19 protein-coding genes, 1 tRNA gene and 4 pseudogenes are annotated in these 19,222 nt (G+C 67.8%); 10 read left to right on the forward strand and 14 right to left on the reverse strand.

Annotated elements, in window-relative coordinates:
- Positions 1–75: 75 nt before the first annotated feature.
- The 5 genes and pseudogenes from QEG98_RS22765 to QEG98_RS42070 all read right to left on the reverse strand — a co-directional run bounded on the left by QEG98_RS22765 (position 76) and on the right by QEG98_RS42070 (position 2,921).
- Positions 76–432: a rhodanese-like domain-containing protein gene (locus QEG98_RS22765; protein ID WP_090490738.1), complete on the reverse strand. Its 357-nt coding sequence runs from the start codon at positions 430–432 to the stop codon at positions 76–78.
- Between the two features lie 211 nt (positions 433–643).
- Positions 644–1,408: an anti-sigma factor family protein gene (locus tag QEG98_RS22770; RefSeq protein WP_316562802.1), complete on the reverse strand. Its 765-nt coding sequence runs from the start codon at positions 1,406–1,408 to the stop codon at positions 644–646.
- Positions 1,395–1,922: an RNA polymerase sigma factor gene (locus QEG98_RS22775; RefSeq protein ID WP_316562803.1), complete on the reverse strand. Its 528-nt coding sequence runs from the start codon at positions 1,920–1,922 to the stop codon at positions 1,395–1,397. Before QEG98_RS22775 ends, QEG98_RS22770 begins: the two co-directional genes overlap by 14 nt.
- 94 nt (positions 1,923–2,016) lie before the next feature.
- Positions 2,017–2,486: pseudogene (locus QEG98_RS42065) on the reverse strand (DUF6691 family protein).
- A gap of 10 nt (positions 2,487–2,496) precedes the next feature.
- A pseudogene (locus QEG98_RS42070) lies at positions 2,497–2,921 on the reverse strand (YeeE/YedE family protein).
- Between the two features lie 96 nt (positions 2,922–3,017).
- Between QEG98_RS42070 and QEG98_RS22795 the strand changes: the two are divergent.
- The 6 genes and pseudogenes from QEG98_RS22795 to QEG98_RS22820 all read left to right on the forward strand — a co-directional run bounded on the left by QEG98_RS22795 (position 3,018) and on the right by QEG98_RS22820 (position 6,258).
- Positions 3,018–3,719: an MBL fold metallo-hydrolase gene (locus QEG98_RS22795; RefSeq protein WP_316562806.1), complete on the forward strand. Its 702-nt coding sequence runs from the start codon at positions 3,018–3,020 to the stop codon at positions 3,717–3,719.
- Between the two features lie 31 nt (positions 3,720–3,750).
- On the forward strand, positions 3,751–4,077 hold the full coding sequence (locus tag QEG98_RS22800) for a rhodanese-like domain-containing protein (protein ID WP_316562807.1): 327 nt from the start codon (positions 3,751–3,753) through the stop codon (positions 4,075–4,077).
- Between the two features lie 26 nt (positions 4,078–4,103).
- Complete coding sequence (locus QEG98_RS22805; RefSeq protein WP_316562808.1) at positions 4,104–4,898, forward strand: sulfite exporter TauE/SafE family protein; 795 nt, start codon at positions 4,104–4,106, stop codon at positions 4,896–4,898.
- Positions 4,899–5,025: 127 nt separating this feature from the next.
- Positions 5,026–5,166: pseudogene (locus tag QEG98_RS22810) on the forward strand (class I SAM-dependent methyltransferase); the annotation flags it as partial.
- A 142-nt stretch (positions 5,167–5,308) separates the two neighbouring features.
- Positions 5,309–5,548, forward strand: coding sequence for a hypothetical protein (locus QEG98_RS22815; RefSeq protein WP_316568058.1), 240 nt, complete (start codon positions 5,309–5,311; stop codon positions 5,546–5,548).
- Positions 5,549–5,628: 80 nt separating this feature from the next.
- The gene (locus QEG98_RS22820) at positions 5,629–6,258 is read left to right on the forward strand and encodes a hypothetical protein (protein WP_316562809.1); all 630 of its coding nucleotides are present in this window, start codon (positions 5,629–5,631) and stop codon (positions 6,256–6,258) included.
- A gap of 105 nt (positions 6,259–6,363) precedes the next feature.
- On the opposite strand, the gene QEG98_RS22825 is transcribed toward QEG98_RS22820, so the two are convergent.
- Together QEG98_RS22825 and QEG98_RS22830 are read right to left on the reverse strand one after the other, a co-directional pair.
- Positions 6,364–6,951, reverse strand: a complete 588-nt coding sequence (locus QEG98_RS22825; protein ID WP_316562810.1) for an imm11 family protein — start codon at positions 6,949–6,951, stop codon at positions 6,364–6,366.
- A 9-nt stretch (positions 6,952–6,960) separates the two neighbouring features.
- Positions 6,961–8,253, reverse strand: coding sequence for an AHH domain-containing protein (locus tag QEG98_RS22830; RefSeq protein ID WP_316562811.1), 1,293 nt, complete (start codon positions 8,251–8,253; stop codon positions 6,961–6,963).
- Positions 8,254–8,946: 693 nt separating this feature from the next.
- Here QEG98_RS22830 and QEG98_RS22835 point away from each other — a divergent pair.
- Together QEG98_RS22835 and QEG98_RS22840 are read left to right on the forward strand one after the other, a co-directional pair.
- Positions 8,947–9,093 (forward strand): DbpA RNA binding domain-containing protein, encoded by a 147-nt coding sequence (locus QEG98_RS22835; RefSeq protein ID WP_316567943.1) that lies wholly within the window; start codon positions 8,947–8,949, stop codon positions 9,091–9,093.
- Between the two features lie 352 nt (positions 9,094–9,445).
- Positions 9,446–9,883 carry a hypothetical protein gene (locus QEG98_RS22840; RefSeq protein WP_090490751.1) on the forward strand — a complete coding sequence of 146 codons (438 nt, stop codon included), beginning with the start codon at positions 9,446–9,448 and terminating at the stop codon, positions 9,881–9,883.
- Positions 9,884–10,162: 279 nt separating this feature from the next.
- On the opposite strand, the gene QEG98_RS22845 is transcribed toward QEG98_RS22840, so the two are convergent.
- Positions 10,163–10,237 (reverse strand) — tRNA-Thr (locus QEG98_RS22845).
- 337 nt (positions 10,238–10,574) lie between these two features.
- Here QEG98_RS22845 and QEG98_RS22850 point away from each other — a divergent pair.
- A complete protein-coding gene (locus QEG98_RS22850; protein WP_090490753.1) occupies positions 10,575–12,125 on the forward strand; it encodes a Glu/Leu/Phe/Val family dehydrogenase in 1,551 nt (516 codons plus the stop codon).
- Positions 12,126–12,294: 169 nt separating this feature from the next.
- Here the strand turns inward: QEG98_RS22850 and QEG98_RS22855 are convergent, their stop codons facing one another.
- Positions 12,295–12,654 (reverse strand): PilZ domain-containing protein, encoded by a 360-nt coding sequence (locus tag QEG98_RS22855; protein ID WP_013940932.1) that lies wholly within the window; start codon positions 12,652–12,654, stop codon positions 12,295–12,297.
- A 167-nt stretch (positions 12,655–12,821) separates the two neighbouring features.
- Between QEG98_RS22855 and QEG98_RS22860 the strand changes: the two genes are divergently transcribed.
- On the forward strand, positions 12,822–13,457 hold the full coding sequence (locus QEG98_RS22860; RefSeq protein ID WP_090490754.1) for a DUF6066 family protein: 636 nt from the start codon (positions 12,822–12,824) through the stop codon (positions 13,455–13,457).
- 12 nt (positions 13,458–13,469) lie between these two features.
- Here the strand turns inward: QEG98_RS22860 and QEG98_RS22865 are convergent, their stop codons facing one another.
- The 5 genes and pseudogenes from QEG98_RS22865 to QEG98_RS22885 all read right to left on the reverse strand — a co-directional run bounded on the left by QEG98_RS22865 (position 13,470) and on the right by QEG98_RS22885 (position 19,221).
- Entirely contained in the window at positions 13,470–14,903 is a 1,434-nt protein-coding gene (locus tag QEG98_RS22865) for a trypsin-like peptidase domain-containing protein (protein ID WP_090490755.1), read from the reverse strand.
- 99 nt (positions 14,904–15,002) lie between these two features.
- Positions 15,003–15,632 carry a nucleotide exchange factor GrpE gene (locus tag QEG98_RS22870; RefSeq protein WP_316562812.1) on the reverse strand — a complete coding sequence of 210 codons (630 nt, stop codon included), beginning with the start codon at positions 15,630–15,632 and terminating at the stop codon, positions 15,003–15,005.
- 105 nt (positions 15,633–15,737) lie between these two features.
- Positions 15,738–15,983: an RNA polymerase sigma factor region1.1 domain-containing protein gene (locus tag QEG98_RS22875; RefSeq protein WP_090490757.1), complete on the reverse strand. Its 246-nt coding sequence runs from the start codon at positions 15,981–15,983 to the stop codon at positions 15,738–15,740.
- Between the two features lie 112 nt (positions 15,984–16,095).
- Positions 16,096–18,120 (reverse strand): ATP-dependent zinc metalloprotease FtsH, encoded by a 2,025-nt coding sequence (ftsH, locus tag QEG98_RS22880; RefSeq protein ID WP_090490758.1) that lies wholly within the window; start codon positions 18,118–18,120, stop codon positions 16,096–16,098.
- Between the two features lie 175 nt (positions 18,121–18,295).
- Positions 18,296–19,221: pseudogene (locus QEG98_RS22885) on the reverse strand (hypothetical protein).
- Position 19,222: the final 1 nt, after the last annotated feature.

Genomic DNA, 19,222 nt, shown 5'->3' on the forward strand with positions numbered 1-19,222 from the left:
AGGAGACAGCGGAAGTGACACGAGGTGTGCCGCGCGAAGTTCCCGGACGGCGGCTCACCTCGAACGCCTCGCGCATCACGGCCACGTCGACATGGGGCCGAGATTGAAGACGTCCTGGAACCCCTGCTCCTTCAACAGGCGCTCGGCACGGCCGCTGCGCGCGCCACTGCGGCAGTAGACAACCAGGGGCGTCTGCGGCGAGCCAAGCTCTCCGAACCGCCGTGCCAGTTCATCCACCGGGATGTTCACCGCGCCGGGCAGGTGACCGGACGCGAACTCCTCGGGCGTGCGGACATCCACCAGCGTGGCGCCTGCCTCCACCCTGCGGCGGGCCTCGGACCCCACCGCGGCGTCACCTGGACGCGGGCGCGTACAGGCGGTGAAGAAGAAGAGACCCATGAACACGGCTGCGACGACGAAAACGACCTTCATGGCGCGGCTCCAAGCGACACCGGTGGCCACCGGCCCCCGGGAAGTGCGTACAGCCTGGTGAGAGCCAGGGCGACGACCGAAGGATTCAGCGCCCTTCCCGCCCGGCAGCCCGGCCGCGACAAGGGCACGCAGACGCGCGCACTTCCGCCTCCCCAGCGGCCGGCGGGGATGGTTCGGCCGCCGCTTCCGGCAGGGCCCCGCCCCAGCCGCCTCAGGGAGCGAGGCGGGCCAGCGCGGCAAGGAGCACCGCGGGCTCCAGTTCGGAGACGGCCAGCGCGGCCCGCTCGCCCCCACCGGGCAGCACGCAGATGCGCTCGCCCACGGGCCCTTGCGTGCACCGAGGCCCGTCACCAGCGAAGCGGGCCGCCTCCTGCGCCGCCGCCGAGCCCGGCAGGGGAAGGAAGAGCGTCATCGCCTTGCCCTCCTCGTGCCGGTACAGCAACGAGGCGGAGAGCTTTCCATGCAACCGGCAGCGACGGGCACCCAGCAGCGTCGCGCCTGGCACCACCGGCACATCCACCGGATAGCCCACCTCCCGCTCCACCCACGCCTTCACCTCGGCCGGGTCCGAGGACTCGAACTCACAGGGGGCGATCCGGGAGAAGGCCTTGAGGTGGTGCCGCTCGAGGTCCATCGCCAGCGCCTCGTTCATGCCACTGGGCCATGACGTCCAGAGGACTCCCACCGACGCGAGCATCGCGGCCATGCCCGCCGCCAGCCTCCGCCGCATGGGGAAGGACGGCCGGGAGCGCGGCGCCAGCCGCGTGACACGCTCCGCCAGTTCGGGCGGCACTCGCTGCTCCGCGGCGCCCTCCGCTCTCAGCGCCTGCCGCAACGACGCATAGCGGGCAGCCTCCCGGGCACAGCCCGCGCATCGGGACAGGTGGTGCGCCACCGCCTGCTGCTCATGCGCCTGGACCTCGCCGTCGAACCACGCGGAGAGACGCTCCTGCCACTGGGGGCTACAGGCTTCCATGGACCTTCTCCTTCTCGAGGAAGTCGAGCATCGCCAGCCGCGCCCTCGCCAGCCGCGAGCGCACGGTGCCCACCGGGCAGCCCTGCACCTGGGCAATCTCCTCGTAGCTCAGCTCCTCGACTTCCCGCAGCCACAACGTGTCGCGCCACTCCGGCGCCAGGGAGTCGAGCGCCGCCTGCATCCCCGCACTCAAGGTGCGGGCGTGCAGCTCCGCCTCCAGGTCCGCGGATGGCTCCGGAGGAAGCGCCCGGCCCAGCCCGCCCTCCAGCACCTCCAGGTGAGGCCGCAGCCCCCGGCGGGAGTTGAGATACACGGTGCGCTGTACGGCGAGCAGCCAGGCCTTGAGGCGCGCGGTCTCTCTCAGCGCCCCGCGCTGCTCCAGGGCGCGCGCCAGCGTCTCCTGGACCAGGTCATCCGCCTCCGCGGCGCTGCCCGTCAGGCGACGCCCCACCCGTCTCAAGACGGGCAGGTGCTCCAGGGCACGTTCAATGAAGGCGCGGGCGCTCACGGGCATGAGGACTCAGTGGGACGGGTGAGAGGTTCCCGGAAAAGGACGAGGGCGCTCGAGAAGGAGGAGCGCCCTCGCCTACCGTGTGGCGGACGTGGGGCTACTGAGCGGGCGTGGCGCCCACGTGCGGAGCCTCTGGACGCGGTGCACCCACGCCGCTCCGCGCCTGCAGTACCTGCGCGAGGTAGAAGCCCGCGAACATGGCGGGCACGAAGACGAGCAACGGGAAGGCCCCGGTCGCCAGCGAGGTGAGCGCGGGACCAGGGCAGTAGCCGCCCAGCCCCCAGCCCACGCCGAAGAGGGCCGAGCCCACGAGGAGCTTCGCGTCCGGCTTGCTGGCGGCGAACGCGGGGAACCCGGCGGCGAACAGGGCTGCGCGCGCCGGTGGATGAGGGGCCGCAGCGCCGCGTGAACGGCGATGGCGCCTCCCATCACGAACGCGAGCCGGTAGTCCCAGTCGCCTGCGATGTCGAGGAAGCCGAGGACGTTGGCCGGGTCCGTCATACCGGCGAGGCCCAGGCCGAGGGCGAAGATGAGGCCGCTGAGGAACGCACTGAGGGAGGAACGCATGGGGCTTTCTCTAGAGGACGTGGCGGACCAGGAAGACGGTGAGGACACCGGTGGCCATGAAGGTGAGCGTCGCGGAGATGGAGCGGACCGAGCCCCGGCTGATGCCGCAGACGCCGTGTCCGCTGGTGCAGCCGTTGCCCAGCCGCGAGCCGAACCCCACCAGCAGTCCGGCCCCCACCAGCAGCCAGAGGCCGCCCGCGCTCGGAGTCGAGGGCGCCGGGAAGGAGCCGGGGCGCAACCATGCGAGCAGCAGGCCCCCGGCGAGGAGCCCCGCGAAGAAGAGCACGCGCCGGCCACGTCACCGCGCACGGGGGCCAGCAGCGAGCCCACCACGCCGCTGATGCCGGCGACCCGGCCGTTGGCCAGGAGCAACAGGGAGGCGCTCAGCCCGATGAGGGCCCCGCCCAGGAGAGGAAGGAGGATGGAGGAAGTCATGTCTCAGTAAGAGCCAGGCTTCGGTGAAGAGGATTCACCGACGCCGGCAGAATCCTTCTTCCACGCCCCGGGCTCTCATGGACAGGAGGCTTCGACATGATTTTCCGGCAGCTTTTCGATTCCGAGTCCTCGACGTACACGTACCTCATCGGCGACGAGGCCACGCGCCAGGCCGTCCTCATCGACCCCGTGCTGGAGCAGGTCGACCGCGACCTGCAACTGGTGGCCGAGCTGAACCTCACCCTCACCCACGTCTTCGACACCCACGTCCACGCCGACCACATCACCGCGGCGGGCGCACTGCGGGAGCGCACGCAGGCCACAGTGGTGGGGAGCGTGAACGGCGCCAGTTGCGCCAACGTCCAGGTCCGCCACGGGGACGAGGTGCGCGTCGGTCAGCTCGTCTTCCAGGTGCTCGCCACCCCGGGGCACACGGACGACAGCATCAGCTACCTGCTCGGCGACCGCGTCTTCACCGGGGATGCGCTGCTCGTGCGTGGCAACGGACGCACTGACTTCCAGAACGGGAACGCGAGCCAGCTCTACGACAGCCTCACGCGCGTCCTCTTCACCCTCCCCGATGAGACGCTCGTCTACCCCGGCCACGACTACAAGGGTCGCACGGTGACGAGCATCGCCGAGGAGAAGCGACACAACCCCCGCGTGGCCGGCAAGAGCCGGGAGGAATTCATCCACATCATGGAGAACCTCAACCTGCCCAAGCCCAGGCTGATTGACGCCGCCGTCCCGGCCAACCGCGCCTGTGGACACACGGCGCCCTCACCCCAAGGGGCCTGAGTCCCCTGGCCACTTCGCAGGAGTCCCGACCATGACACCCCGCCCCTATCAGGACATCACGCCCTCGCAGCTCGACACGCTCGGCCCCGAGGTGCGGCGCATCGACGTGCGCGAGCCGGACGAGTACACCGGCCCCCTGGGCCACCTGCCTGGAGCCGAGCTCGTCCCCCTGGCCACGCTCGAGGCCGCCGCCAGCGCGTGGCCGCGCGAGGCGCCGCTGCTGCTCATCTGCCGCTCGGGCGGGCGCTCCGCGCAGGCGGCGCGGTTGCTCGCCCACGGCGGCTTCAAACACCTCTTCAACCTGGCAGGCGGGATGCTCGCCGTGCGCGAGCCGCTCGCGCCGCGGCCCCAAGGCTGAGCGCGCGTCGCGACAGGACGGACACCATGCCCCTTCTCGGCTTCTCCCTCGCGGCGCTCATGGGCCTGTCGCTCGGCCTGCTCGGCGGTGGTGGCTCCATCATCACCGTCCCCATCCTCGTGTACGTCCTGGGCTTCGGGGCCAAGGAGTCCATCGCCATGGGACTGGCTGTGGTGGGCGTCACCAGCCTCTTCGGTGCGGCGAGCCACTGGCGCAGGGGCAACGTCCAGTGGAAGGCGGCCCTCGTCTTCGGGACGGTGGCCATGGTGGGCACCTACGCCGGGGCGCGCCTGTCCGCGCTCATCTCCGGGACGACGCAACTGCTGCTCTTCGCCACGGTGATGCTCGTCTCCGCCGTCTTCATGTTCCGCAATGGCCGGAAGGACTCCGCGCAGACGCCCGAGCCCCGGAAGGCGTCCTTCCCCCTCATGGCCCTGGCCGCCCTCGGCGTGGGAGGCCTCACCGGTCTGGTCGGCGTGGGCGGCGGCTTCCTCATCGTCCCGGCGCTGGTGCTGCTGGTGGGCCTGCCCATGAAGCAGGCGGTGGGCACCAGCCTGCTCGTCATCGCCCTCAACTCCCTCGTGGGCTTCGCCGGCTACCTCGGCCACGTCGAGGTGCCCTGGGTCTCCCTTGGCATCTTCACGGCCATCGCCGTGGTGGGCATCCTGCTGGGCACCTGGGCGTCCCACTTCGTCTCCCAGGCGACGCTCAAGGCAGCCTTCTCCGGCTTCCTCGTCGTGATGGGCGTCTTCATCTTCTTCAAGAACCGGGAAGCGTTGGGGCTGGGGGCCGGCGCCGTCACGACGCAGAATGCCCACTGACGTCATGCAGAACTCCAGGAGGAGCACCATGGCCGAGCAGCCCCCCGACGCAGCCACTCAATGGGACGCACGCTTCAGTCACCCGGCGTATGTCTATGGCACCCAGCCCAACGACTTCCTCGTGGAGATGGCCTCACGCCTCCCTCCCGGCGGGCGCGTGCTGAGCCTCGGTGAGGGCGAGGGCCGCAACGCCGTCTACCTCGCCTCCCTGGGCCACGCCGTCACCGCCGTGGACGCGTCGAGCGTGGGGCTCCAGAAGGCGAAGCAGCTGGCAGACGAGCGCGGCGTCAACATCGAGACGCACGTCAGCGACCGGCGCACTTCACCTTCGCGCCGGAGGCGTGGGACGCGGCCATCGTCATCTTCTGTCACCTGCCCCCGCCCTGCGGCGGCGGGTGCATGGCGCGCTGGTGAAGAGCCTCCGCCCCGGTGGCCTGGTCCTCCTCGAAGCATACACGCCCGCTCAGCTGGGCTTCCGCACGGGCGGTCCGCCTGTCGAGGAGCTCCTCTACACGGCGGAGGCCCTGCGCGAGGACTTCGCGGGGCTGGAGCTGCCCGTGCTCCGTGAGCTGACGCGCGAGGTCCGCGAGGGGACCCTGCACACCGGAAGGGCCGCCGTGGTGCAGCTCGTCGGTCGCAAGGCGACGTGAGTCTGGGCCTGCACGGGCGGAGGACACCTGCTCCGGCGCCGTGTCCGCACGCGCGCCGGAGGAACACGTAGAATCGCTCGATGCCCGCCTACGACTACAGAAAGCTATTCGGAGAGATTGAGCGCGTCGTGAAGTCGGACCTCTCCGTAGCGGAAGCACTCCTGCACATCATCCAGTTCTGCGAGGCAGCACGCCCTCATCCAGACTGGTCCGCCCTACGGGCGCTCGATGTGGAGAGCGACCTCCGGCAACTCCAGCAATGGCTAGAAACCATCATGCGGACAGCGCCGCCGCCAGCGGCCATCACCGGCCTATGGTTTGGTCTCTTCAACCCGACCGTGCAGGGGCGCGTGACAGCGGACATCCATCTCATCGGGGCCCCCTATGACGCGACCGACCCCGATTGGCTGTTTCGGCAGCGGTGGGGCAAGGGCACGCCCGTCTCGGGCTCCACCGTCCTCGATTCCATCTACCAGCTCGCCTACGGGCGCGAGGACGGCCTCGGGAACGATGCCGAATACCCCCTGGCGCTGGCATACGCCGCGCTCGCAGTCCGGCGTCTCGCACAGCGCATGGGGCCGAGCCTCCTCGGGGATGCCGCTCAGCGAGTCCTCCTCGTCGGCTTCGATTCCGGCGATTTTCTGTGCATCGGCTCAGTCCAGAAGGCCGGTCTCGTCTTCTCTCGCAACAGCGAGGTGATGGCTTCGTGAGCGCCGTCGTGTGGCCCTCCGAGTCGGGGCCACACGCAACACCGGAGGCAAGCCCTGGATTTTGAAGATCAGAACCGTCGCCAGCTCGGCACTCAGCACCGACCGTCAATGAAGGTCGGGAGCCTCGGTCACGCGCTCGAACGACACGCCCAGGTTCCCGACCCGTTCGAGCGCGTTCTTGATGTCCTCCGAGACAATGAAGGCGATCTTGAACTTCTTCAGCCGAAAGACGTGCGCGCCCTCAGTCTTCAAGGGGTCGATTCGCAGTCCATTAATCCAGCGAAACTGTCCTGCATACTCAGGAAAGGGTTCGTCCTCGGCATAGTGCTGTATTTCTCGACACTTCGCTTCGTCAATGCAGTCAAGAGCCTTGATTACATTGACAATGAAGTACAGCTCGCGCTCTCCCTCCACCTCCACTGGAAACAGTTGGACGTCATCAGGAGCGATCGTCTTTAGAACACTCGCGAGCGCTTCGCCGACGATAGGCGTGCGTTCAACCCCTGCAAATACAATGGTGCGCTTCTGGCCCGGCCTTCTGACCCGAGCCTTAGAGGGCCCAGGATCCGGAAGTGAGTGCCCCTCTCCGAACATCCAGGGCTCATCGAACGTTCCGCCAGACGCTGGCACAGGCGTCGTGATGTACCACTGAGGCACATCAGCAATATTCACCCAATAGTATCTACGTTCCACAACGCCCTCCTACCTCACAATGAAGCTGCGCAATTCTGTTCCCGGCGTAAGCAACTCATCTGCAATCTTCGCAAGTTCAGTCAGCAATTTAGCGCGACATGCATCCTCGGTTCTGCAAGTACGCACGGCCGTTTGCAGGCGAGTCACCACTTGATTGTGATAAAATTCGGGGTGAGGCCCCTCATGCCCCTTGAGCCGCACCTTATTTGCAGCATCCTCAAGCGACATACCGGCCTTCTCGAAGATTTCTTCACACGCGGGTGTCCATGGCCCACCAGTCGCTGCGGAAATCGAATTCCTGCTCGTGCAGATGTGGTGAACGGGCCCTTCAGTGTCACCCGGGAAGCGCCCGTCCGAGTACATCGCCAGGGCCGCAGCGGCTCCGGGCGCCAGGGCAACGTTCAGCACACCAGCTGCGGGAAGTGCGATGGACGTGACGCCGCCATTCATGGCCGCTCCGAGCTGAAATCCCGCCTCAGCCTGCGCTCGAATCGCGGCCTGGGGGAAGCCCGGGAGCTTCGGCCCCTGGGCTGCCATCGCGTTCTTTCCACCGAGCGCCGCCATGACGACGAGCACCAGGACGTGCGTGCCGTTCGTGCCGAGCACCCGCCCGAACCGATGCCCGATGTCTTGTAGCTCGATGACGCTCATCGCCGTCCCAGCATCATCCCACAACCGGACGAATCCGCGCCCGATCTCCCATACAGGCACTACGCCCAGATAGGCCACCATCGCCGCAGTCAGCGCCACCGCGATGACTTTGGTGATCGGCTCGGGCAGCGCCAGCGTGAGGAGCAGCGTCAGCGCAGCCGACGTCACCAGGGCCTTGAGCGCCACTGGGTTCAGCACCTTTCCGACCTCGGCCTCGACGCTCTCCCAAACGGTGTCGAGCGCGAAGGACAGCGCCATGAGCGTCCGGTCCTTTCGCGAGAACGTCAGCCCCGTCCCCCCCACCAGGGTCAAGCAGTCGTCCGCGTCGGGGCAGATGCGCGCGTACAAAGACTCAGGTGAACTCCCCGACCTCGAATCCGCGAGGCCCTTCGAGGACGCGAGCAGGGTCCTGGAGCGCACCCAACCTCGCGCATCCGCCGATTCAGCCGATCGGAACGCAACGTCCATGCGCATGTCAAGGATGAGCCGCGTCAGGGCAGACTTGAATTCGTCCTCGCTCACTTCGACCGGGTCAACATCTACCGACTCGTGGACGACTCGCTGACCATTTCCAGCATCGATATTGACAATGCGAGTGGTCGCACACCCCGCTGAAAGAAGCAGCAAAGACACCACGGAAACCAATCTCATTGCATCCCCTGAGGACGCCCCTGGGAATCAGGAGGCGCTGCAGCCTGACTTTGGGGTCTGACAACTTCAGTGGAGTTCGTGCGGCAGCCTCCTACCACTGGAATCCCAATTAAACTTCCACACCTTTCAGATTGCACTGCCCTTCAGACGCCACCGAGCAAACAGCGAATTGCCCCACCACGCCCCTGGTAGGTTGTTTGTTCTATGAGACCTACCCAATTCACAAGGTCCGTCCTGACTTTCGCAGCACTAAGCCAGAGAGCTTGAATCCGTTTAGGGGGTATCCGAAGCGCCAGCCGCCCCAGCCGTCCTGAGCGACGCAGCCTCCGCAGGAGGCGGATGGCGCTTGGATGGAATGCCGCCCTCTGCGCGGCAAGCATCTGGCTGAAGTATGTCTTCTTGAGGCAGTCCCAGAAGTTCTCAATCCAGTTGAGCGTCTCGGAAGAGTACTTCGGCAGCCGGAAGGCGCGGACGCAAGGGAGCGCCGCCTCAAGGGCAGTCTTGGCGAGGCGGGAATTGAAGGGCACCCCGTTGTCGAGCACGCGCACGATGAGTCTGCCGGTGCGCTTCGCCCCCCCCCGAGGCGTACGTTCCGCATCGGCCGGACGCGACACGTGGGGCGGAGTGGGCTGGCGCTCTCGCTGGTGACGCGCTCGGACCATCCTTGGGGCGCTCACGGGCGAGGCGGGTGGGCTGGCCGCGTCGGACGCGGACAAGATCGAGATCCACGACCGCCACGGCTTCTTCGCGGTCTCCAAGCGCGTCGCGAAGATGACCCTTCCGCGATTGAGGGAGGGACACATCAAGGGGCGCAAGCACCGCATCGAGCGCGTGCGGTAGTCGCCTCCTCCCCCCAGATTCTCAAAGTATGAAACCATCCGAGTAATATGTTTCGCGTGAATTAACTCGCCGTATGCGCGGTCCCAGGGGGGCCGATAGCGCTCGCGAGTGCTCGTCGGCAGTTTCGCGCTGCTGTGGTCGCGAGTTCAGGGCCGCAGCTCGCGAGAGCAAACCCTCGCATCAAAGGACTCATCCTGTGAATACGTCGTTCATTCGTTGGCCGTGCGCGCTCGTTGGACTCTCCCTCGGGGCCCTGCTCATTGCTTGTGGAGGTGACTCGGAGCCGTCCAATCCAAACGGAAACGGAAATGGAAACGGAAATGGAGGAGAGGGGACTGACACGGAAACGACTGTGAATGGCAGACCCGCGAGCGAGTACTTCGCACAGTTCGCCTATGAGAAATACGCTGGCGCCCCGGGTGGCGCGGTTGAGTTCCCCGCCCAGCGGGATGGCATCAACCTGTTCGCCGCGACCGCCTTTCTGAAGCAAGACAAGAGCTTCATCCTCTACTACGCCGAGGGCGCGGGGACCGTGCGCTCCAATGGCTACACCGCCGAGATTCCTCTCTCCCGCATGTTCAAGCGCACCGGCACCTGGAGTGTCAGTGGAGGCTCGTTGAAGCTCGGCGACCTGATGACCTGCCAAGGCCTGATGGTGGACGGCAACGACGCGCTTCGCTGCACGTTGGACCGGACCATTGGCTATGCGGACGCAGTGGGGAAGAGCGCGACGTTCACGCGCTCGACCAACTCGTCGCCGAATGACAGGCAGTGGGCCGACTACAAGTAACGAGGGCTGGAATGGAGGATCCGAACAGTACCGCTGACGGGGGCCGCCGGAGCAGTGTGCCAAGCGGGCGGAGAAGCCGCGCAGCCCCATGGGGTACAACGCCGGCCCCTCCCGCGTCGTTCACGTACGCCAGCACTCGCCGCCCGCCGCCACACCTCACGCAGGCGAACACGTCGAAGTCGAACGTCCTCCAGCCTGACTGAAGCAACGCCCGAGCGTTGATCGCGGCAGAAAAGGAAAAGGGCTGGTTGCCTGAAGCAACCAGCCCTTTTCTCTTCTTGGAGCCGACACCCAGGATTGAACTGGGGACCTACTGATTACGAATCAGTTGCTCTGCCGCTGAGCTATGTCGGCGCGACAGGTGCGCGGGGAGTACCATGGCGGCTCATGTCCGGCAAGCAGAAATGAAGGCGAGTACTCACCCTCCCCGCCACTCCGCCCATTTTCCGCGCGCCCGCATCGTTGCTTTTCCAACCATCACCACGATTGACCACCCTGACACGGATGACACACCGCGTCTGTCGTAGGTGACACATCGCGTTGACATAAGTGCCCGTTATCGCTCCAGATTCTTGGGGGAGGACGGGTGCTTGGCGCGGTTGAAGTCTCGGAGCGCCTATGTACATAAGGGCCCCGCTACCCCCACGTGCCTCGCCCACGAGCGGCGACGCGACAAGGAGCATCTCCCGTCATGGCCAGCGAAGAGAATTTCATGCGTGCCCCGGCCCCTACGCCCAAGCGCACCGTCTACACCGAGGCGATGGAGATCTTCCATCGTGCCGCGGACCTCATCGCGCTGGACAAGCGCGTCCGCCTCGAGTTGGAGGAGCCGGACTACGAGCACATCTTCTACGTCACGGCGAAGCTGAAGGACCGCCTCGTCCCGCTCTCCGAGGAGAAGGCGCGCACCTTCTCCAACCTCCCCGAGACGCAAGTCCGCAACAAGGAAGGCCTGGAGCTGCTGGCCAACGGCAACATCATCCTCAATGGCCGCGCCCTGCTGGGCTCGGACGTGGACATCCGCCAGGGCCACCTGCGCCTGCCGGACGGCAAGGTGTACCAGCTGGTCCCCGGTGAGTCGCAGCGCTTCAAGGCCTACCGCGTGCAGCACAACCAGGCGCGCGGCCCCTACAAGGGCGGCCTGCGCTACCACCGCGAGGTGTCCCTGGACCTCTTCAAGGCCCTGGCCGCGGAGATGACCTGGAAGACGGCCATCGCCGAGGTTCCGTTCGGCGGCGGCAAGGGCGGCATCCAGATAGACCCGCGCGAGTATGGCCGCGAGGAGATCGAGGCCATCACCCTGCGCTTCATGTACCGGCTCAAGAGCATGATTGGCCCGGACATCGACATCCCGGCGCCGGACGTGGGCACCAACCCCGGCATCATGGCCCTGCTCTACCGCCAGTACTCGGACGGTGAGCGCGAGCGCCACAACCTGCGTGGCATCGTCACCGGCAAGGACGTGCGCATCGGCGGCTCCGAGGGCCGCCACAAGGCCACCGGCCAGGGCGTCGCCTTCTGCATCGAGGACTACTACGCCGACCGCGGCGAGTCCGTGAAGGGCAAGACGTTCATCATCCAGGGCTTCGGCAACGTGGGCAGCCACGCCGCCAACATCCTGTCGCAGATGGGCGCCCGCCTGCTCGCGGTGAACGACGCCGACGGCACCATCTTCAATGGTGACGGCATCGACGTGACCGCGCTCTCCGCCTACGTGCAGGACCCCAAGAACCTCAAGCGCAGCGTGCTCGGCTTCCCGGGCGCCCAGCGCATCGAGAAGAAGGACCTCTGGGACGTCCAGGCGGACATCCTGGTCCCCGCCGCCCTGGGCGGCGAAATCACCGCCGAGGTGGCCGAGCGCCTGCGCGTCAAGCTGGTGGCCGAGGGCGCCAACGGCCCCACCACCCCGGAGGCCGACCGCATCCTGGAGAAGCGCGGCATCGAGCTCATCCCGGACATCATCGCCAACGCCGGTGGTGTGACGGTGAGCTACTACGAGTGGATCCAGAACAAGCGCATGGAGCGCTGGAGCGAGGCCGAGGTCGACCAGCGGCTCGAGCGCGCCATGAAGCGCAACTACCGCATCATCCGCGACATCTCGCGCAACCAGCCGCGCAAGACGGAGATGCACGACAGCCGCCAGTACTGCATCGGTGAGACGGTGGACACCCGCTGCGCCGCCATGATTCTGGCGCTCAAGCGCATCGAGGCCCACTACCTCCTCGAGGGCTTCTCGCAGTAGTCGAAGCCGCGGGCACCCGCCCACCACTGGAAACACGAAGGGCACGGTCCTCCATCTGGAAGGCCGTGCCCTTTCGTTTTCACCGGGTCCGGAGGTTGGCTTGGGCGGCCCCCGCTGCTGTTCCGGGAAGCGCCAGGCCGCGAAGCCCCTCACGGGCCCCGGACGGATGTCAGTGCATCACCCGCTCGCGGTCCACCAGCAGGAGGGGCGCGTCGTCCTGCGTCTCATAGGCCACGATGCGCAGCCCCACGCCGCGGCTGCTGCCCTCGCGCCCGTCCTTGCGCCCGAAGGCCAGGGCCACCTGGTAGCGGACCTCGCACAGGCACGTCATCTCCGTCCCGTCCTCGCCGGCGAACGTCACCTTCAGCTTCTCGCCCAGGCCCACCTGGTCCCGGACCTCCACGAACATGCCCCGCGCGCTGATGTTGCGGCCCACCCCCCGAAGCATCCCATCCTGGGTGGTGAGGTAGACGGTGAAGACCTTGTCGAAACGGAGGTGGGAACGGCGCTCGTGAGGACGCTCAAACATGGGGGTAGCTCCCGGAACAGGTGGTGACAGGCGCAACCTACACGGTAGCCACATGTAGGCAAGTTCTTCACCTACATCCACCCCCACACACCCATGTAACGAGTGCCGGACACTTTCCGAAATGGCACGATTCCGGGCTGACCCCCTGTTCCCCGGAGACCTCGCCCGTGAATCGCATCCTCCTCGCCGCCGCCCTCTTCCTCGCGCCCGCGCTCGCCCTGGCGGACGCGGACCCTCGCTTCGCCAAGCTGCGTGACGAAGCCGAGCCGCTAGGCGGGCTGGGGACCTTCCTGGAAAAGTTCGTGGGCGCGTGCGACGGCCCCTTCGTGGACTCGCAGTGCAAGGCCAACGCGGAGGCGTTCCGGAAGAAGTACCAGGGCAAGCGGCTGTACATGATCGTCACCGAGGACGACGCCACCATGCTCACCCCGGGGCCCTATTCGCTGGGCACGGGCGAGTACAGCATCAACATCACCCCGTTCTTCCCCGGCGGCAGCTCGGCGCTCACCCACGGGGCGCCCAAGAAGACGGACGGCAACGGAAACCCCATCCTCCCCTACCTCACCGTCACCGGTGACATGCCGGCGGGGTGGAACCTGCAGATGTTCAACCGCCTCTTCTCCACGCGCTCGGTGCGGGCACAGATTGTCTTCACCCCGCAGAGCGTGTGGACCCTGCCCAAGAAGGGCGGCGGGAAGAGCCACGGCGTGACGGCGCGCATCGAAGCCATCTTCATCACCGAGGGTCGCAGCGGCCAGGCCATGGGCCTGTGGCTCCACGGCAAGGACGCCAAGAAGCGCTAGGCGGGCGTCATCTCACCGGGCGATGGCGATGTACTGGAGCGCCTCGCCCCGCTTCACCCGCAGGAGGATGCTGACCCCGGCGCTCCCCTTCCCCAGCGCCGCGCGCACCCCGGCCACGTCCTTCACCCGGCGGCGGTTCACTTCCGTCACGACGTCTCCCGCCCGCAGGCCGGCCGAGTCCGCCGGGCTGCGCGGCGTGACACCCGACACCAGCACGCCGGACCAGGCCGTCTCCCCCAGGGGCGCGGCCACCTCCGGCGTGAGGTCGCGGATCACAAGCCCCATCTCCTCCTCGCTGGCCGTCCGCTGGATGAGCCCCTCGGTGGCCTCCTGGGCGGGGCGCGCCACCAGCCGCACCGTCACGTCCTGCGTCTCGGTGCCCCGCGTCAGCGACAAGCGCGCCTCGGTGCCCGGCGCCAGCAGCGCCACCTTGCGCAACAGCTGCAGGTAGGAGCCGATGGGCCGCCCGTTCACCGCAACCAGCCGGTCTCCGGGGCGGATGCCCACGGCTGCGGCGGGGCTGCCCTTGTAGACGTCCTTCACCAGCGGGGCCTGGCGCTCACCGCCCCCATGGCTCCCGTCGTCGTTGATGACGACGCCCAGCCACCCACGCTCCAGCTTGCCGTTCTCCCGGAGGTTGGGCAGCAGCTCCTTCACCAGGTTGCTGGGGACCGCGAAACCAATGCCCTGCCCCTGACTGATGATGGCGGTGTTCACCCCCACCACCTCCCCCTTCATGTTGAAGAGCGGCCCACCGGAGTTGCCGGGGTTGATGAGCGCGTCCGTCTGGATGAAGTCGTCGAACTGGCCCACGCCCAGCACGCGCTCCTTGGCGGAGATCATCCCGTGGGACACGGAGTGGTCCAGGCCAAAGGGGTTGCCAATGGCCACCACCCAGTCGCCCACCGCCATCCGGTCCGAGTCCCCCAGGTACACGGCGGGCAGCTTGCCCAGGTCCACGCCGCTGAGCCGCAGCAGCGCCACGTCCGTGGAGGCGTCACGGCCCACCACGGACGCGGCGAACTCGCGGCCATCCGCCAGACGCACGGCAATCTGCTGCGCGCTGGCCACCACGTGGTTGTTGGTGACGACGAGCCCGTCTGGCGTCAGCACGAAGCCGGAGCCGGTGGACTTCTTCATCCCCTCCAAGCCACCGGCCCGGGGCCCCACGGTGGTGATGTTGACGACGCTCGCCTCCACCGCGCGGATCAGCGGCGCCAGCGAGGACGGGGGCACGAAGTGGGGGATGCCCGGGTCTCCCTCGGCGCGCTCGCGCCACAGGCCCAGGCTGCCCGTCTGCCCCTCGACACCCGCGGCCTGCGCGGCGAACCACGCGGCATGCTCCCGGGCCCGCGCGGGAAGCCACGCGTCGAGAGGACCCTCGGCGGCCGCCGCGACCGGGACGAGCGCCAGCACCAAACACAGGGAGAAGAATCGGGAGAGCACGGAGCGGCAGTCTACACGGCGGACCAGGGTCGAGCGGACTCAACAGCCTGGCCCGGCGCCCCCTTCCCGTGAGTGACGGGGGCGCCCTGAACGGCGGCGTCAGGCCTGGACGGGGGCGACGTACTTCGCCACCTTCACCCGGGCCGGACGGATGATGCGGTCCTTCAGCCGGTAGCCCGCACGCAGCTCAGCGACGATGCGGTGGTCCTCGTCCGGCGTGGCGGTCACTTCCATGTCGACCGCATCGGCCGTGTTCGGGTCGAAGGGCTGCCCGACGACCTCAAGGCGCTCGATGCCCGTGGACTGCACCTTGCGCAAGAGCTCGGCACGGATCATCCGGACGCCCTCGGCCAGCGGCGAGGTGTCCTGGGCACTGACGGACAGGCACCGGTCCAACTCGTCAATGGCCTCCAGCAGCGTGATGGCCACGTTGCCGCGCTCCACGTCCAGCATGCGCTCACGCTCCCGCGTCACGCGCTGCTTGAACTCCTCGCGGTCCTTCTCCGCGGCCTGCACCGCGCGGACGGCAATGTCGAACTTCTTGCGAAGCGTCTCCAGCTCCGCGGCCATCCGCTCCCGCTCCGCGTCCTGACCGGCAGCCGCGTGCTCCTCCGGAGCCTGCTGCTGGGAGGAAGTCTCCTCGGCGGCGGAAACAGGTCCCTCGCCGTTGGCGGAGGGGGGCTGCTGGGTGGCTTCGGGGGCTGCGTCGGTGCGGGTGTTACCGGCCATGTCTAACCTGAGGCGATGGTGGGTGCGCAGTCGCGCGCGAGAGGTAGGGAGTCACTGCTGCCCGGAACCTAACCGCGAGGCGGCCCCTGTCAACGCGGGAGCGAGCTAGTGCTCCTGCGGCGCGGCGGGAGACTCGGCCATGAAGCCGTGGTCCACCTGCCCTGTCACCTCGTCGATGATTTCCACCTGGGCGGCCCGCAGCGAGTAATAGAGGAGCCACCGCTCCGCCGCCGTCAGGGTTCCCGCCGGCAGGGCCTCCTCAATCTCCTGAACCGTGAGCCGGCCCTCCTTGAGCCCCTTCGCGAAGAGGGCCTTGCGGGCGATGTAGCTCTTACCGATCCTGTTCTCCACGGCGACGCCTCCTTTCCGCTAAAGATAATTTCGCTCACCGGCCACCGCAGGACGTCGCGGTGGCGGTGGGCTTCGGGACGGCAGGAGGGCAGGCACCCAGCCAGCCGAAGCCTCAGGAGTCGAGCGCGTCCGAGTGTTGAGTGGGCGGCGTCTGGTCGTCATTGCCCCCGACGTCCACCGGGTGCGCGGAGATGACCTGACGCGCCTCCGGGTGCAGCAGGCCGCGCTGCGCCAACACCTTGGGACCCAGAATCGTCACCATGGTGTCCTCCTCCACCACCTCCACGGCCAGGAGCCGGGCCGCCAACGCCTGGGCCCTGTCCTTGTGGGTGGTCAGCACCTGACGGGCCCTGTCGAGCGCTTCACTGACGAGCTTGCGCACCTCCTCGTCAATCATCCGCGCCGTCTGCTCGGAGTAGCTGCGCGTCTCCGGCACGCCCGCCGAGCGGAGGAAGCCCGGGCCATGATCCGCGCTCAGGGCCACCGGCCCCAGCGTGCTCATGCCGTAGTCCCGCACCATCATCCGGGCCATCTCCGTGGCCTGGCGGATGTCGTTGGACGCGCCGGTGGAGATTTCCCCGATGAAGATCTCCTCCGCGGCCCGGCCGCCCATCATCCCCGCCATCTTGTCGCGCAGTTCGTCCAGCGACATGAGATAGCGGTCCTCCAGCGGCAGCGACATGGTGTAGCCCAGCGCCGCCAGGCCGCGCGGGATGATGGACACCTTCGTCACCCGCTCCGCGTGAGGCAGCATCCACCCCACCACCGCGTGGCCCGCCTCGTGGTGCGCGACAATCTCCTTTTCACGCTCGTTCATCCGGCGGTTCTTCTTCTCCAGACCGGCGACGACACGCTCGATGGCTTCCTCGAAGTCCGCCCGCATCACCGCGTCGCGGTTGCGGCGCGCGGCCAGGAGCGCGGCCTCGTTCACCACGTTGGCCAGGTCCGCGCCCGCGAAGCCCGGGGTGCGCGAGGCAATGGCCTTGAGGTCCACGTCCGGTCCCAACTTCACGCCCTTCGCGTGAATCTCCAGCACGCGCTCGCGGCCCCGCTTGTCCGGCCGGTCCACCAGCACCTGCCGGTCGAAGCGGCCCGGACGCATCAACGCGCTGTCCAGGATCTCCGGACGGTTGGTGGCCGCCAGGATGATGAGCCCCGCGCGGCTGTCGAAGCCGTCCATCTCCGCGAGCAGCTGGTTGAGCGTCTGCTCACGCTCGTCATGTCCACCGGCCACGCCCGAGTTGCGGCTCTTGCCAATGGCGTCCAGCTCGTCGATGAAGATGATGCACGGCGCCTTCGACGTGGCCTGGGCGAACAAGTCGCGGACTCGCGCGGCGCCCACGCCGACGAACATCTCCACGAACTCGGAGCCCGACAGGCTGAAGAAGGGGACGCCCGCTTCACCCGCCACGGCTCGCGCCAGCAGCGTCTTGCCCGTACCCGGAGGGCCCACCAGCAGCACCCCTTTGGGGATGCGCCCGCCCAGGCGGCGGAACTTCTCGGGCGTCTTGAGGAACTCGACGATTTCACGCAGCTCGTCGACCGCCTCGTCCACGCCGGCCACATCTTTGAAGCCCACGCCGGTATCGGCCTCGGCCTGCACCTTGGCGCGCGTCTTCCCGAAGCTCATGACGCTCTGTGGGCCCTGGCCCATGCCACCGGCCACCCGGCGCATCATGAAGCTCCAGAAGAGGAAGAAGAGGCCCAGGGGCAACAGCCATATCCACAGCGCCTCGCCCAGCCCTGACTGCGGCACGGCCTCGAACTGGATGCCCTTCTGCTCCAGCAACGGCACCAGCCCCTCGTCACCGGCGACGCGGTAGGCCATCCACGGCAGGGCGCTCGGCTCGCCGCGCAGCGTGCGCTCCCCGTCTGCCGGAGGAGGAGGCGGCTGTGCCGTGTCCTTGAGGAAGCCCTTCACCCACTCGTTCGAAATCTGGACCCGGCTGAAGTTCCCGGCTTCCACCCCGTCGCGGAACTGGCTGTAGCTCACGCGCCGCACGCCCGCGTCCTGGAAGACGTTGCGGAACAGCAGGAAGCCCAGGACGAGCAACAGGATGTAGCCCAACGGTGAGCCGAACTTGAACCCCTTCCCCGTTGGCGTTGGCTTGTCTGTCTTCTTTCCGCGTGGGCCCATCCCAGGCGGCAAATCCTGTGGCTTCATCGTCGGCACGCTCGACCCTCCCCCTCCCCCGCCCACGCGGACACAGTGACCGCGAGGCGTCTTCCCTGGCGGGCCAAAGATGTTCACCGTTGCCATACCGTCAACCCGCCAGGCGGGCTTCACGGCATGTGCGGGCCCTTGCGGCGGATCAGCGACACCCGATCAACCACAAAGGTTGGCCAGTGAACTCCGTGCCCAACAAATAGCCGTTGCCGTCTTGCACGAAGGTGATGGCTTCTGCCTGGGCCTGGCTCCCGCTCGGAACCTCGACGAGCTGTCCTTGCAGCAGGTCCTCCAGCCGCGCGGCGTCGGGGCGGCGCAGTTCGTACGCGCGCGAGTAGGTGCGCAGCAGCAGCCGCTCACCGGAGGCATGCAGGGAGGCCGCGGTGGTGGCCCGGTCCATCCCGAGCGGCGCCGTCAGCGTCCCCAGCTTCCGGGCCTGGATGGGGGTCTCCGCGCTCAGCCCATCCAGCGCGAAGACATCCCCCAGGGAGTCCAGCGTCTTGGTGATGACGGCCAACCGGCCAGAGCGGGCGTCGATGATGACCGACTCCGCGTCGCGGGGCCCGTCCGGGTACATGAAGGACAGCACCTCCACCGGCACCGTGGCGTCCTCGAGCGCCTCCGGCTCTGGCAGCCGGTAGAGCCGCACCTGCTCCCGGCGCGCGAAGTTGTCACCGATGTCCGCAAGATAGACGCAGCCGCGCGACGCCCCGGGGCGCAGGGCCCCACCGTGACGTCCTCGATGTCGCGAGGGGTGGCCCCGGTGAGCGTCAGCCGGGCGAGGATGGCGCCCTTCGCGTCCATCGCGAACAGCTCGAAGCCGTTGCCGGAGTCGTTGTGCGCCCAGAAGGCCCCCGGGTGGCGCTGGCTGGCGGCCAGACCGGAGAGCTCGGACAGCTCGTCGGGCACGGTGCCGGACCGCTGAGGCTCGCCGTAGAGCGTGCACCCCGGCACGCCCTGGGCAGGGACCTGGTTCGTCGCCTCGGGTGGAGGCGGCGCGGGCGGCGGCTTGGAGCGGGAGCACGCGCCCAGCACTCCGGCCAGCAACGCCAGGAGGAGACGGCGCGGCACG

This window comes from Myxococcus sp. MxC21-1 (genome assembly GCF_032612255.1).
Classification (GTDB): Bacteria; Myxococcota; Myxococcia; order Myxococcales; family Myxococcaceae; genus Myxococcus; species Myxococcus virescens.